Origin of the sequence: Prevotella scopos JCM 17725, assembly GCF_018127785.1 — a bacterium.
Classification (GTDB): Bacteria; Bacteroidota; Bacteroidia; order Bacteroidales; family Bacteroidaceae; genus Prevotella; species Prevotella scopos.
Genome location: NZ_CP072389.1, coordinates 89,236 through 103,063, shown reverse-complemented (window position 1 = coordinate 103,063; position 13,828 = coordinate 89,236). Strand labels below are relative to the sequence as shown.

General features: G+C 36.4%; 13 protein-coding genes and 2 pseudogenes. 4 read left to right on the top strand and 11 right to left on the bottom strand.

All coding sequences use genetic code 11. The features are described 5' to 3' along the window. Nucleotides 1-8: 8 nt before the first annotated feature. Nucleotides 9-107: pseudogene (locus J4856_RS13040) on the top strand (IS982 family transposase); the annotation flags it as partial. Nucleotides 108-351: 244 nt separating this feature from the next. Here J4856_RS13040 and J4856_RS00405 read toward each other — a convergent pair. The 10 genes from J4856_RS00405 to J4856_RS00360 all read right to left on the bottom strand — a co-directional run bounded on the left by J4856_RS00405 (nt 352) and on the right by J4856_RS00360 (nt 10,094). Then, complete coding sequence (locus J4856_RS00405; protein ID WP_025839873.1) at nt 352-597, bottom strand: hypothetical protein; 246 nt, start codon at nt 595-597, stop codon at nt 352-354. Nucleotides 598-1,425: 828 nt separating this feature from the next. Then, entirely contained in the window at nt 1,426-3,006 is a 1,581-nt protein-coding gene (locus tag J4856_RS00400) for a hypothetical protein (RefSeq protein ID WP_025839929.1), read from the bottom strand. Nucleotides 3,007-3,039: 33 nt separating this feature from the next. Continuing rightward, nucleotides 3,040-3,291, bottom strand: a complete 252-nt coding sequence (locus tag J4856_RS00395) for a hypothetical protein (protein WP_025839928.1) — start codon at nt 3,289-3,291, stop codon at nt 3,040-3,042. An 877-nt stretch (nt 3,292-4,168) separates the two neighbouring features. Continuing rightward, a complete protein-coding gene (locus tag J4856_RS00390; protein ID WP_025839927.1) occupies nt 4,169-4,735 on the bottom strand; it encodes a metallophosphatase domain-containing protein in 567 nt (188 codons plus the stop codon). Between the two features lie 10 nt (nt 4,736-4,745). Next, nucleotides 4,746-5,477: a toxin-antitoxin system protein gene (locus J4856_RS00385; RefSeq protein ID WP_065367983.1), complete on the bottom strand. Its 732-nt coding sequence runs from the start codon at nt 5,475-5,477 to the stop codon at nt 4,746-4,748. Nucleotides 5,478-5,495: 18 nt separating this feature from the next. Beyond that, nucleotides 5,496-6,614, bottom strand: coding sequence for a PDDEXK-like family protein (locus tag J4856_RS00380; protein ID WP_025839925.1), 1,119 nt, complete (start codon nt 6,612-6,614; stop codon nt 5,496-5,498). Between the two features lie 287 nt (nt 6,615-6,901). Beyond that, complete coding sequence (locus J4856_RS00375) at nt 6,902-8,314, bottom strand: P-loop NTPase fold protein (RefSeq protein WP_065367982.1); 1,413 nt, start codon at nt 8,312-8,314, stop codon at nt 6,902-6,904. 135 nt (nt 8,315-8,449) lie between these two features. After that, on the bottom strand, nt 8,450-8,707 hold the full coding sequence (locus J4856_RS00370; protein WP_306302205.1) for a nucleoside 2-deoxyribosyltransferase: 258 nt from the start codon (nt 8,705-8,707) through the stop codon (nt 8,450-8,452). A gap of 98 nt (nt 8,708-8,805) precedes the next feature. Next, nucleotides 8,806-9,591 (bottom strand): uracil-DNA glycosylase family protein, encoded by a 786-nt coding sequence (locus tag J4856_RS00365; protein WP_065367981.1) that lies wholly within the window; start codon nt 9,589-9,591, stop codon nt 8,806-8,808. A gap of 77 nt (nt 9,592-9,668) precedes the next feature. Next, nucleotides 9,669-10,094 carry a nucleoside 2-deoxyribosyltransferase gene (locus J4856_RS00360; RefSeq protein WP_025839923.1) on the bottom strand — a complete coding sequence of 142 codons (426 nt, stop codon included), beginning with the start codon at nt 10,092-10,094 and terminating at the stop codon, nt 9,669-9,671. A gap of 321 nt (nt 10,095-10,415) precedes the next feature. Between J4856_RS00360 and J4856_RS00355 the strand changes: the two genes are divergently transcribed. Together J4856_RS00355 and J4856_RS00350 are read left to right on the top strand one after the other, a co-directional pair. After that, the gene (locus tag J4856_RS00355; protein ID WP_065368028.1) at nt 10,416-10,814 is read left to right on the top strand and encodes a transposase; all 399 of its coding nucleotides are present in this window, start codon (nt 10,416-10,418) and stop codon (nt 10,812-10,814) included. A gap of 83 nt (nt 10,815-10,897) precedes the next feature. After that, on the top strand, nt 10,898-11,674 hold the full coding sequence (locus J4856_RS00350) for an IS3 family transposase (RefSeq protein ID WP_025840004.1): 777 nt from the start codon (nt 10,898-10,900) through the stop codon (nt 11,672-11,674). A 405-nt stretch (nt 11,675-12,079) separates the two neighbouring features. On the opposite strand, the gene J4856_RS00345 is transcribed toward J4856_RS00350, so the two are convergent. Then, nucleotides 12,080-13,417 (bottom strand): hypothetical protein, encoded by a 1,338-nt coding sequence (locus J4856_RS00345; protein WP_065367979.1) that lies wholly within the window; start codon nt 13,415-13,417, stop codon nt 12,080-12,082. Nucleotides 13,418-13,559: 142 nt separating this feature from the next. On the opposite strand from J4856_RS00345, the pseudogene J4856_RS00340 reads away from it, so the two are divergent. After that, a pseudogene (locus J4856_RS00340) lies at nt 13,560-13,762 on the top strand (IS4 family transposase); the annotation flags it as partial. Between the last annotated feature and the right edge of the window lie 66 nt (nt 13,763-13,828).

Below are 13,828 nucleotides of genomic sequence, written 5' to 3'. Positions count from 1 at the left end.
GTTAGAGAATCATGCTGATAATGATTCTTTTTCACGATTCGGGTTATCGCTGCTTTAAACATTTCTATCTTGAAAAAGTATGCAAGCATCTTCGCCATCTGCCTCCTCTTTTTGTTTTTATGCATTGCTTGTTGAATTTTCTCTTACATGGGGGCTACTCGCCCCCAAACCCATCGGTGTTTTCAGGTATAGATTATTAGGCTACACCTGCACCAAAAATTGCAGTTCTATGTTGAACTTGCATATTTGCCAAACAAATTTATTGTAAAAATAGCCGTAATTACCGTTTAACCCAGTTCTGCACTTCCAATCCTTCTATACGTGCAAGGTGTTTTACATTCTCTATTGAATTTAGGAGCTCTGCCTGATAATACCCATCAGTTCGTCAGCAGTTTCGTTTCCTTCCCACTTCCCAAAAAACTTATTAAGCATTTCTTCTGTATAGGCTTCGTCAGACATTTCCTTACGTTCTTCTTCGAGTACAGAGTTGGTAAGTTTCACAGCTAAGCCCAACCGAATGTTCTTACTCATCGAACGCAATGCGTTCCAATACATACGTATCGTATTGTTCTCGATGTTTGTCATTGTGCCTGCCATAATTATACCTCTTGTTTATATTTTTCTGCAAAAATAATGCAAACGAGAGCAAAGAAAGCTTGCTTTCAATTTGCCGAGTGCAGCTTATTTTCTGTAAAAATAATGCAAATGAGAGCAAAGAAAGCTTGCTTTCAATTTGCCGAGTGCAGCTTATTTTCTGCAAAAATAATGCAAACGAGAGCAAAGAAAGCTTGCTTTCAATTTGCCGAGTGCAGCTTATTTTCTGCAAATATAACGTTTTCCTATGACAACTCCAAATCTACATCTTGGTTTTCACATTCTTATTGCAACTGATTAAGTGAAAAGAGCATTACACTATTACGCTCACAGCATAAGAGAATAACGGACCGAAATCCAACAATACTTTTATTTCATTTTGCTGTCATTTTAACATTTAGACAGAAAAGGCTGTAAACTAACCTGTTACACCTTCATACAGCGTGACAGAAGTGACAGGAAAAATGATTATTGGCTTATCATTGACATCTCATTCCATCGTTGAAAACAGCACATAAAAAACCTACCTCCAAACAAGAAATTACTTCTTGAAAGGAGGTAGAAAAATGAAATTAAAGTCACCGAATAAAAATCGGATGATAGTCAGCTACATCACGCAGCGGACAAACTTATTTTTATAACTAATATTCGATATCACATCGAAGAAAACTTTTCAACGCTGCAAAAGAAAATTTATAACCCGTTAGACGTCACGCACTAACACGTTCCCCGTAAATTTCTAACGTGTTAGAAATTTCCTTCTAACAGGTTAGATATTTTCCTCTTTTATCCTGTTAGGCTCCCTCTCCTCTCGGGGTGGGGCTTTTAGGACTACTCGAACACGCTGACTATGATCCCGCGGTTGCGGTTGGTGCTTTTCACGGTGACGGAATTACTGTCGAAGAACAGGTAGCCCGCGAATACCCTGTCCGCCGCGGAAGCACTAGACGACCAATAGTAGCCGTTGGTGCCAAAGTTTTCCAGCTGACCAAATAGGCTGTAGTTACCTAAGGCGGGCAGGTAGAAATAATTACCAGCGTCAGCAGCAGATGGAAGTGTCTGAGAAACATGCCAGCTACCACCCCATGCAGCTGAACGCCAATCATTACCGTCAATACCCATGTTGCCGTTGTAATGACCTTCGGCTTGCAATACTGACTTCTTCTTAAACCACATGCCACCTTTATATAAATGACCAAAAGTTGTCCATAATTCATCACCATCCCAACGAGGATCGCCATATTGAGCGTACCAAGACATCTCGTTTAGGTTGGGAAGGTCTTTGCATGAGGTGTGAGTAGCGGAGGTGTTTACACCATAAGTAAATGCTTCGTTGTACCAACGTGAGTCAGTGTTGCTCTTGGCGTAGTTGGCATTACTGGTCCAGTTCGCCACAGGCTGCCATGGATTAGCACTATTCCATTCGTGACCAGCCCAATAATTCTGCTGTGCATCCCACATGTAATACTGTTTACCATCGTAATTCTTTAAGTCTAGCTGCAACTTGATATCGTAGTAAGTGTTTGAAGCATAGGTTGTTGAAGAAAGTGTTTTTGTTATAGTTCCTTCTATATTCGTTGCAACGTCCTTTACCCAATAACGTACCTTTAAGGTATGAGTTCCTGGCTTAATCACCATGTAAGCACCGTTAGTTGTTCTGCTAGCTGTGCTGGTAGTCAGTGGGAAGCCATCTGGGTTGCTGCTGCCGCTTGTGGTTAAGACTATCTGTTTGCCGTCTGTTACTGCAGAAGCGTCTAAAGCACCTGTAGTTGGGTTGACAGTGTAGGTCTCAGCTATATCGTTGTCGGATGTAACCTCTACCTTTGTTAGGTAGCAGCCTTGCAGGATTGTGTTACTTGTGTAAGGCTGGAAGACTAAGTAAGTTGGCTGATGCTCCAACTCAAAACTAAAAGACTTTCCTCCCAAGGTTCCTGTAGCGGTTGCGGTTCCATAATCGCCTGCTGTGCCGAAGTGCTCAGTATTGTCTGGAGTTGTCTGGCTCTGGGCGGTTGAGATACTTACTGAGTTGCCGTTGCTGTTCTTGCCCAAGTAATAAACCTTATAGCTACTACTTGCATTAAACGTACCAGGAACTTCATACTTAAAAGAAGCCACCTTGCTCGTTGGAGCATTCGTACTCTTCTGCAATACACCGTTGTCATCCTTTACGTAAATATAATCGCCTGCCTCCCAATAGAAGTTTCCATTGTTGTAATCCATTGATGTGCGGGTCTTAGTCTCGTCACCTGCAACAAAGGTAGTGAGGTTCTTGTTGTTATCGTCCTCTGTACCTGTTGGGTTCTGTGCCACATCTTCCTTTGCGCAAGATGCAAAAGTCAAGGCTATGCCAAACACAACAGCCACGGACGCTAGTTGTGATGTGAATGAATGTTTTTTCATTGTTTTCTTCATTGTTACTTTGTTCTGTTTGTTAATAACTCTCTGTTACTCTTCCCATGATGGGCTCTCTTCGTCCTCGTCTTCTTCCCATGACATCGAAGCCTTTGCACTTGAAATGGCACCGCCATGATTCGCTGATCTGTGCTGACTGGGGAAAGACGTATCCATGATGGCACCGCCATAATGACCCGGTCTGTGCTGACTCGGGAAGGACGTGTCCATGAGATAAGTCGCTTCACTCATCTGAGCTATCTGGCACACTGGTGCTAAATAGTCGTCTCTTTTGTTTGTTCTCATCGTTATTTGTTTAATAAAATAGTTGTTATTAGCGATAGCTCGTTCATATACATTAACAACGCTTGCAGACAGGCGAAGCTAACAGAAGTGCCATGCCTATCTGCAAATCATAATAAATGGAGAAAAATCAACTTGTATTCAAAGAAACAAAACACTGATTAGCATACAGCATATTGATCACTAATCGTTCCTTATATTGTCTTTCTTTACGTTCAGAAAATAGTACACCGCAGCGAACAAAGGAAACTCCGTGAATTCCTTTGTCTATAAGCCTTACGCCACGACTTTCGCGCGCGTAAGATGGAAGAAAAAATGTATGATTAAACGCTAGTAGCGCCTGTGTGTGTGTGTGTGTGTGTGTGTGTGTGTGTGTGTGTGTGTTAACAAAATATCTGAGACAACCAAATATAAAGCACTAAAAAAGGCAAAGAAATTAAAGTTTCTTTGCAGCGCTATAGTCGTTTGATATGTCGTTAATAATCTCATCACGGCGGCAAAGGTATAACATCTTTTTAGAATGTGCAAGAGAAACCCAAAGAAATGTATAAATTAAATAAAAAAAGGACAGGAGAACAGGAAACAATGTAAGAAAAAGACAGAGTAACAGAAAACAGGGTAACTGGAAACCTTATCCATATATTGAAACGTTTTTGGCTCTATAACAAATTAACCATGCGCACATGTGGTGCATACCCTCCGCACCACATGTGCTAAGCACCCGCACCAAACGTGCTAAGCACCAAACCGGTGGAATATCAACACATCTGACGACCTGAGCTACTCTGTATCACGTTCATATATATGCACATCATCCTCCTTTGTTCGTGTCGTCACGCTCAAACTCCCTAAACCGATATACTCCACCAACAGCCTATTATCAGAACGTTATCAACTTAGGATTATGACACATCTCATAAAAATCATCAAGCGAAGAGCCGTTTGAAAACACTATGTCCTCATGTTTCTCAATCCCATAAGCATCATGAACATGACCAAACAAATGATATTTAGGCTTGGTTTTCATCACTCTATTACGAAGAGGAGCATTTCCCCAATGAGTGTTGTTACTTTCGTCTAATATCATTACAGGAGGCTCATGAGTCACAAGAACATCTATACCATCGGGTATCAAACTCTCAGGATGATTATAACCTAACCCAAAGAACTTTACACCATTAATCTCACAACCTCGGTCTTGAAGGAAGTGAACATTATCAGGCAAGTCTTCTATCCCATTTGCTTCCCACAAGCAAAGGTCGTGATTACCAACAACAAATAACTTATGCGGATAAGGTAGAGATATAAACCAATTCAGGAAGTCCAGTACTTCCTCTTCCGTACCCATATCAGTAAAGTCACCGCAATGGATAAGGACATCGGCTTCAGGCATATCAGTCAACAGTTGATGACGATTATGTGTATCAGAGATTTGAAGGATTTTCATTATCAGAGAACTATGAATTGTCATTTTCCCGCATAGGGTCCTCATCAAAACCTATAATATACTCTGTATGGTGCTGACCACATTTAGGAGTAATTTGCCATATGATTTCTACATTATCTGGAAGTTGTTCAAAGAAAGAGGCTAACACATCCATATTCTCCTTTGCCCTGTCTGCTTCAAGGCTTTGCAACTCCAGCCCGAGCATAACAGTTCGAATATTATTATTGCTATAGGATATAGGACAAATGGGCTGGTCTAACGAAGGGGCTGTTCCCGAAGTAATATATGTTGCTGTACGAGCACACATCCTAAAATCATTAAAGTCCATACCTATGAGTCCAACAGTTTCTATGAAATGATGGAAAAACATCAAAAAGTGAAGAATATTATCTTGCAAAGTATAATAGTGTGAGGTAAAAATATTGTAGAATTTCCACCTGTCCTTGAAAACTTTATACTGCGAAGTAGGGTGTAGGTCTAAAACAAAAATACTACCAACTAAACTATTATACTGTTTAATAAAAGCGTCTATTTCAGACATATATACTTCTGCATTGTCAGTAAAGACAAAAACAGCGAGGCATTCTAAAGGGCGTAAGTCATCTATATTATAAGTAACTATATCCTTATAAGGCTGCTGTAGACTGCTCAGACACTCTGTAGCTTTATCACCAAAACAATGATAAGCAACAAATTGTGGATATGATTCCCCAAAATCCAGGAGTTGATTCAATTCTTCCATTTATTTCTTTTCTAAATCTTAATTTTTGAAACAAGCTTCTATTTCACTAATTTTCTTCTCTATCCACCTCAACACTTCTTCTTTTCCAATTGCAGGATATTGAGCTATATCATGCCAGTTGTTACCTTCGTTATCAGAAATCCAACTCCAACCATAAGGGTATTTTGAGGTAGGTGCATCTGTAAAGCAATCTAATCTCTTTTGCAAAGGCATACAGCCCTCCTTTAACGTTACACCAATCCATATATTTCTCCAATAGGTCTTATCATCTGTTTTTATTACGATTGCGTAGTAATCATTTAAATCTCGCCATAAAGCACCATTGTCATCTTGACGCTGTTTAAAACCTATACCTATGAGAGGCTTGATTATATATTCTTGTCTTAATTTATCTCCAATTTGTTTCTCTAACATTAGCAATTCAGAAGTAGCATCTATATTATCAATGGCTTCGTTGATGATACTTTGTGAATATTTTGTATCCATATCTTGATAAGTAAGTTGTTTAATAATTGTGATATAGTCTTTAATGGTGCGGTGAATAGGCTTTTGTGGAGAAGTAGTTACCAATCCTTCTAACAATCCTAATATATCCTGTGCATAGGAAAGTTTGATAAAATCAAAATGTCCCCCTCCAAATGAATCTGGAGAAGGTTCACTACCATCTAAAGTAAGATAAACTAATTTAAAATTATTTTCACCAAACTGTTTCACCCCATAGTTATAATATCGAAGTAATTGATTGGGTTGGTCACATGCGTAGATTTTATTTTCTATGATAATGCCATGCTTACCATCTTCAAGAATAATATCTATGCGACCTCCTGTAGTTTCTGTTACTTCACCTATATATCGTTCAGCAATACTCTCATTACAATGCGTGATATAATTATCATCTACCTTTATAGCTGTAACAAGAAATTGCCTAAGGAACTCATTTCCCAAGCCATGGTTTGCTTTGGGATTGAATAATGTTGCAAGCAAACGTGAATGCAAACGCATTTCGTCAGAGCACATATTCAAAGCCGAAAACACATTAAAGTTTTCTCCTTCTTTTTCTTCTTTTTGAAGCCTATCTTGCTCAGCACTATGCATATCTGACAATTTAGATAGTAGCTCTTTTATGCTATTAGTCATAATAAAGATATTTTAGTTAGATTTTCCCTCCTTCATCTTATTCAACTCTTCCTCCTCCGTACCCATATCGGTTAAATGTCCTACTTATCATTATGGTTTTAACGACCAATTCCCATTTGAATTGTTCAACAGGGCAAAGATAAAAATAATATATGCAAAAACACTACTTAGGTCTAAGAACGAGTCATCCTCTCCATAATATAATGCCTTCATTGTTAAAATCAACCTGAAGTGAGACTTAACCACAAAGATACAATAGCTACTAACACTTCTCAAACTATATCAGCCTAATCTAATCGCAAGGCTGATAAGTTCGCAGAAATAGAAAGATGTTTCAGAAATGGTATAATTGTTTCTCCTATATCCTCTTGACCAATAATACCTTCCAAATTTCCTTCTGATACTATAATAGGTTCAACAACAACCTTGTAACCATTTTCCATTCCTCCTAACGTGAGTTTATATATACCTTTATAAGCTTTTATATATTGCATATTAGGAGAATTCGTTATGTACACTGGGTACAGAAATTTCATTATTTCATATGGATTTAAGTAAACATTAGAAAATTGAAATAAACATTTGTTGAGTGAAAGTAAATCCTCTTGTATCTTTTCCGTAGGCATACCACTTTCCATCATATAAATAATCAGATGAAATAAAGGTAAAGATGTTGGCATACTGCCCCCAAAATAAGAATACTCAAATCCATTAAAATAATCATCAGTATCAATTTGTGTGAGTTTATATAAATCACGCAATGAACTCCCAGCAAGTTTTTCCCTAAAATGTTTAAGATACGGCAGTAATTCATGAATACCAAGTTTTTCTCCTAATTGTGCCTCAATATCTCGAATCATAATAGATTTTATACTATATCTGAATGGTTCACGAGACAAGAATTTACTCATGTAGCCTTCATAACAAGCTTGCGCACCATAGAAATGATGAAATATATGCTTAGTCACATCATAGTCCATTACCAAGACAATGTTATTAAACCCAAATTTATTACCGACAATATCAGGTTGCTTACTATCGTCTATGTGCGCACTCACGACATTAAGAATTCTAAAAAGATGCTTGGGGTCTAAACGGTCTAAGTCTTCTATTATCAATACAGGCTTCTTTGCTTTCTTCACTTTCCCATTCAAAGAATGGTCTTGACTAATCCATTCAATAGCCATTCTTATCAATGTCGTATATCCATCTTCTTCATAAATACAGCCAGCTGTATTCGCAAACTGCGACAAATACTTATCCGCAGTGTGTTTTTTCTCATCATATTTATTCTTTATCTCAAGGAACTTATGATATACTTTATTGTAAAACTCTCCCATAGGAACGAAAGAAAGCAAGAAAGACACAACAGATGTAAAGTCATCAGAAGTTAATACAGAAGCAAATAAAGCATTCAAATCAATATTCTCAAGCAACTTTTTTTTATGCAATTGTACAATAATATCTCTTTTAATATATTCAAAAACGTCCTCATTCTTTGCAACAGAATAGTTTACTGGATAAATAGTAAAGAACTCATATTTATCTTTCATTACTTCATCATTTCGCAACTTATTCAGCAAATAGGTTTTTCCATCGCCAAACTTAGCAGACAAGATTATTCTGTCTGTCGTTTCAAGATATTGGGCAAAATCGTTTAGCTTGCCTGATATATTAATACTGTCTAATGTTATTTTCATAATTTGTCAGCTACTTTCGTATTTATAGATTAATAATGTTTAGAAGTGATTTAAGTTTAAATCATACGCAACAAATTAAACTTCGAGTAATAATCTTTGTATATCAAACCACCCTACTTATTTCCTAAGATTTTATCAAGAACGGGATACACCATGAGAGGGGTTCGTACATTCTGCTATCAGCACATCGGATGACCTAAGCCATTCTGTATCACGCTCATATATATGCACATCATCTTCTTTTGTACGTGCCTTAACGCTCAAACTCCCTAATCCGATATGCTCCGTAAGTACTGTATCAGTCCTGTTGATATAGTCAATAATCCGCTTATACACAGCCGTATCCTCCCTACCACCACGAATAGAACCTGCGAAATATACCTTTTTCTTCATTTGCCTCTATTGTACATTCTCCTTTCCATAGATTCAATAAAAGAATTTAATGATATCATTATTAAATAACTAATTAAAGAAAGAAATATATTTATTGACTAAATAAGTACCCTTTCTTGCCATAATCTCATTTCCTTACGCATATTATCTGCAACAACACTAAGTGGAAACATCTTGTTCCTTTTATTTGTTATTTCTGACATCCTATGTAAAAAGATAAAAACAGAAATAAATTTATTACTAACTTCCCATTGTCTTGAAGGATGAGCCACACATACCGTTGGAATATTAAATATACGACCGATTTGAGCTTTTCTATTACTAAACACGTGAGTATATTCTATAAAAGAGTCTGACTCATCACTATTGTTCTTTAACTGTTTAAATGCATCTACCCCCAATAAAACGATGTACTTTGGTTTGATTATATCAATTAGTTCTAAAATACTTTTTACACCCTCTATCATAAGCTCTTTAGGAGAATCATTATTCCCATTTTCAGAGACAAAAGGAGTAAGATTAGTCCATACTGTCCTCTGGTCATTATCTATACTTTCTGGATGATAAAAGTGATCATAACCAAGAAACGTATGTGCCCCTGAAAGAAACTTTCTCCAGTCAGGGTTTATAGTACCATCATCAAGAAACCTTTTTTCCCAAGTAGAATTCCCTTTTAAATAATCATCAGCACTGCCTAAAACCGTCTCTCCCCCACCTGGACAACCTTTCGGGTTTATGCCTATAATCATAGTTTCAACATCCTCACCAACTACATTTAAAGGGGATTGTGTGTAATAAGTAGTATGATACTTCTTTGATAATTCGTTGAATTTAGGCACGTATTTTTCAGCCCAAGATTTAATTCTATCATTCATCGCAACCATATTTGTTCCTTTATCTTTTTAACTTTATTATTTTTTTTACTTGCAATAAATCAAGTAACAAATATCTCTTTAAACAACTATTTACCTTGTTTTCCTAAGATTTCATCAAGAACGGGATATATCTCCGCTTCGTTCTCGTATGGATAAACCTTAAAATAGGCGTTGCCATTCAGCATTGCGGAGATATTGGCTTTGCGCTTATCATAGAAGATATGGACAGGGATATTACGAGCCTCAGCATAAGCCAATTCATAACCAACGCCATGAGAGGGGTTCGTACATTCTGCTATCAGCACATCGGATGACCTAAGCCATTCTGTATCACGCTCATATATATGCACATCATCTTCTTTTGTACGTGCCTTAACGCTCAAACTCCCTAATCCGATATGCTCCGTAAGTACTGTATCAGTCCTGTTGATATAATCAATAATACGCTTATACACAGCCGCATCCTCCCTACCACCACGGATAGAACCTGCGAAATAAACCTTTTTCTTCATAATACAATGCTTTCGTTGACAAAACATATATGAGTAACACTCGCCCACAAAGATAATACTTTATTGTGAAAAATAGATAATTCAGATATCCAAAGAACTCTTTTACAATCCTCCTGCCGACATAAAATCGCTATCCATTTGCAAGCTATAAAATACGGAGTGTTTAGTGAAAAATATTTACATAAAATCCTGTAAAACACCTAAAACAAAGGTAGAAAACACGTATAAGGCGTAAGCCTACAACAGTCAGAAATTCAATTAGTTACAAAGGCTATCTTATAGCAGATTTACTTCACATCATTTTAACATTTAAAATTCAAAATGGGAAGTAAACATTCTAAACACAGAACATTCAGTGAGGACTTTATTCTCACTTTACTTCGTGAGTATTACTCATCAGAAGTGTCAATTAATTTCATCTGTCGTAAGTACGGCATTAATAGTGCCAGCTTTTATCAATGGCAAAAAAAGTATGATTTAGATGAAAAAAAGCTATCTTTGTCGCATGATATTATTACTAAAGTAAAAGCTATGCGTAGTAAGAAAGCTATGGAGAAAGCCCCTCTAACTCGTGAGGAAGAGCTTGAAGAACAAGTATCGAATTTGAAGAAAGCTTTGGAGTATTCTGAACTTCGCAATCAAGGTTTGATGAAAGTCATAGAGATAAGCAGTAAGGAATATGGTGAGGATTTGCTAAAAAAAGCTGGCGCCAAGCAGTAGACAGCCTTCGAGTCAGCAACCCTTGTTTATCAATTGGGCTGCTGAGTGGACTGTTTGGCAAGACTCGTGAAGGCTATTACTCTGTGAGTAAAGAGAAGAGGGAGCATCGTAAACTTACTGAGAAAATTGTCGTACGTGCAGTAATGGATGTTCGTGCAGATGCTCCTCGAATAGGTGCAAAGAAACTTTTGCACATGCTTATGGATATCTATCCTGGCTTAATGCTTGGGCGCGACAGGTTCTACCAGCTAATGCACAAGCATCACCTTATGCTGAAGCCATCCAGATGTCGCCACACCACGAACTCCAATCACAACTATTTCAAGTATAAGAACACGGCAAAAGGAATGGTTCTTACACGTCCTGCACAACTCTGGGTAGCAGACATCACATATATAGATACTGAGGATGGTGTGGTCTATCTTCACCTCATAACCGATGCATTCACTCATGAGATAATCGGATGGAAGCTTTCTGACAGTCTGCAGGCTGTCAATACGCTTGCTGCCCTAGACATGGCAATAGAACATTCACAGGGTATGAATCTCTCGCTGATGACGCACCACTCTGATCGTGGGGTTCAATACTGCAGCAACGCCTACGTGGCAAGGCTGGAGAGTATACACTCGGGCATAAGCATGACTGAAGACTACAACCCTACAGATAATGCAATCGCCGAAAGAGTGAACGGAATAATAAAGCAAGAGTGGCTCTACCACATGAAACGACCGAAGAACCTCGATGATGCACGATGCACTATTGCTGGTATCATAGACTTCTACAACAATAAGAGACCCCATATGAGCAACGGCATGCTTACGCCAAGACAAATGAGAGAAAAGCACTGCAATGTAGCATAAGGGTTTCTGTGCGTTTCATGGTATTAAATTTTGTAAGTTGAAGGAAAAATACTAACTTTGAACATGTGCTACACACGTTCAGACTTCATTGTCAAGATTTATGACTATGTAAAGCGAATCAGTAAAGTTTCCATGGGGGTGTAAAGCTGTTCAGGAAGCAAGTAAAAAATGTGTAAACCAATTTAGTAACAATAACCAGAAAAGTGTGAAGTAAATTTAGGCATAGTCAAGGAGATCAGTTAGTTACAAAGACACCGGCAAAAAGGTGCTTAATTGGACTTCAAAAGGGCGTTAGTAAGGGACTTAAAGAGCACCTTTTACAAGCCAAAAGAGCGTTAATTGAAAACTAATTAACACCCTTCTGCTTTTTAATATTAGAATTTTATTTACAATAATTGATATAAACTATTTTTTTACTCTTATCTTATCAGTATCTCTTGCCAACAAAATCTTAATAATAAGAGATAATAAGTTTTTCCCTTCAATACTTGAAGATTTTTTTCGATCAAACATATTCGTACATGCTATGTATACAAGAAAGGACTTTGCCACAATTAAATCTACCTCTTGACTTAGTAAAGGTCCTCCAGTTTGTAAGGTTTTAAAAGTAGAAACTATCAGAAAGAAAGAATACGCAGCATAAAAAATAAAGTTCAAATTCTCTTTAGTATATAAGAACTTTACTAATTCTCTCATGAATAGCTGATAATGATGTTCCTTCTCACTAAATATAGTATATTTTAAGATTAAATTTCGTATTATTCCTGAACATTGTGTAGCAATAACAAAAGGAAATGTAAAAAATATAAATCGTATAGCATTCAAGGTTATATCATAACCCAAAATCTTTACTATAATCAACACAAGGAGTACTGGAAGTAAAGAAAAAAATAATATAAATATAATAGCCATAACAATAGTCATAAATGGCATAACAAGGTCATTTAACGAGAAAATAAAAACAGGGATTAAAAGGATTCCTCTAATAATATTACAAAACCAATTCTTTGGTAGTAACTTATCAAGATAGTTATAAAAAGGAATAATTAGAAGAAAAAGAATAAAAAATAAAGATATAATTCTAAGACCACAAATATCATATAGTATCTTCAGAAGAAATATTATACCACAACCTATAAGCAGAATTCCAATAATAATAATCCATATTATGGTTCTGATAAAAAAAGGAGATTTTATAATATTATTCCATGCTTTTGTTTTCAATATTTTTTCGGATTGAATATCATTTTCACATAATAAAAACTCTTTCTTTATCAACTTATGATTATAATGTTTGTCTTCTCTATTAAGTTGCTCAATTGGACACTTCATTATTGTTTTATTTGAAAGTAAAACTAAGACATACTCTTCATCAATAGTGCCATGTGAATTCGACGACTTAGAACAAAACTTTATTTTCAAAATACTTTGATTTTGCCGAACGACTTCTTGCTCTGCTATAATATAAATTGCCTCTGTCACTAAAGCCGCTTCTTCTTTTATTAGCATCTCATTTCGGCAACATAAAAATCCGACAAGAATAATAGATAATAAAACAAAAATGAATGAAATAGTATTTAGAAAAGAAAGGATAACCCATTCCTGAATAAGAAAACAAAAGAAACTAATGAATAAAAATACAAGACATAAAGCCATTCCTCTTAAAAAAAAATTTGATTCATTTAATACTTTGTATTCAATGTCTCCATTATCATTAATATGTACGATTTCTGCTTTTGCCATCTTCACAAATAAAAGTTTATAATATTAAATAACTAAAGTTTCCCACACTAATAAATAGATAAAAATAACAGTTTGTCAAATTTTCTTTGTAAATTAGTAATCGCTAAAGAACAGATTTTAAAGACAAAACAATAAAACTATTATGGAAGCAAAAATAGAGAAAATAAGTGAGTTATCCAAACTTTCAAGTGTTAAAACCCGAATGAGTGATGATTTATTTCATCTTTTGGTAAGTTTGGCATCGGTCACCTGTTATCTAGCATTTCATTGGAAAAACATGACGGGGTTTCGGCTTCGGAGTTGAACCTTTCTCTTTGCCTATTCCGCATTGTGGGTGGGAGTATCTAAAGTATATACAAGCTTAAGATATTATAAATTCAACAAGCAAGTGAAAATTTACTTAAAATCCAA

Coding starts and splice junctions, on each gene's coding strand:
- J4856_RS00405 (WP_025839873.1), bottom strand. CDS start 597: ATGGCAGGCACAATGACAAACATCGAGAACAATACGATACGTATGTAT.
- J4856_RS00400 (WP_025839929.1), bottom strand. CDS start 3,006: ATGAAGAAAACAATGAAAAAACATTCATTCACATCACAACTAGCGTCC.
- J4856_RS00395 (WP_025839928.1), bottom strand. CDS start 3,291: ATGAGAACAAACAAAAGAGACGACTATTTAGCACCAGTGTGCCAGATA.
- J4856_RS00390 (WP_025839927.1), bottom strand. CDS start 4,735: ATGAAAATCCTTCAAATCTCTGATACACATAATCGTCATCAACTGTTG.
- J4856_RS00385 (WP_065367983.1), bottom strand. CDS start 5,477: ATGGAAGAATTGAATCAACTCCTGGATTTTGGGGAATCATATCCACAA.
- J4856_RS00380 (WP_025839925.1), bottom strand. CDS start 6,614: ATGACTAATAGCATAAAAGAGCTACTATCTAAATTGTCAGATATGCAT.
- J4856_RS00375 (WP_065367982.1), bottom strand. CDS start 8,314: ATGAAAATAACATTAGACAGTATTAATATATCAGGCAAGCTAAACGAT.
- J4856_RS00370 (WP_306302205.1), bottom strand. CDS start 8,707: ATGAAGAAAAAGGTATATTTCGCAGGTTCTATTCGTGGTGGTAGGGAG.
- J4856_RS00365 (WP_065367981.1), bottom strand. CDS start 9,591: ATGGTTGCGATGAATGATAGAATTAAATCTTGGGCTGAAAAATACGTG.
- J4856_RS00360 (WP_025839923.1), bottom strand. CDS start 10,094: ATGAAGAAAAAGGTTTATTTCGCAGGTTCTATCCGTGGTGGTAGGGAG.
- J4856_RS00355 (WP_065368028.1), top strand. CDS start 10,416: ATGGGAAGTAAACATTCTAAACACAGAACATTCAGTGAGGACTTTATT.
- J4856_RS00345 (WP_065367979.1), bottom strand. CDS start 13,417: ATGGCAAAAGCAGAAATCGTACATATTAATGATAATGGAGACATTGAA.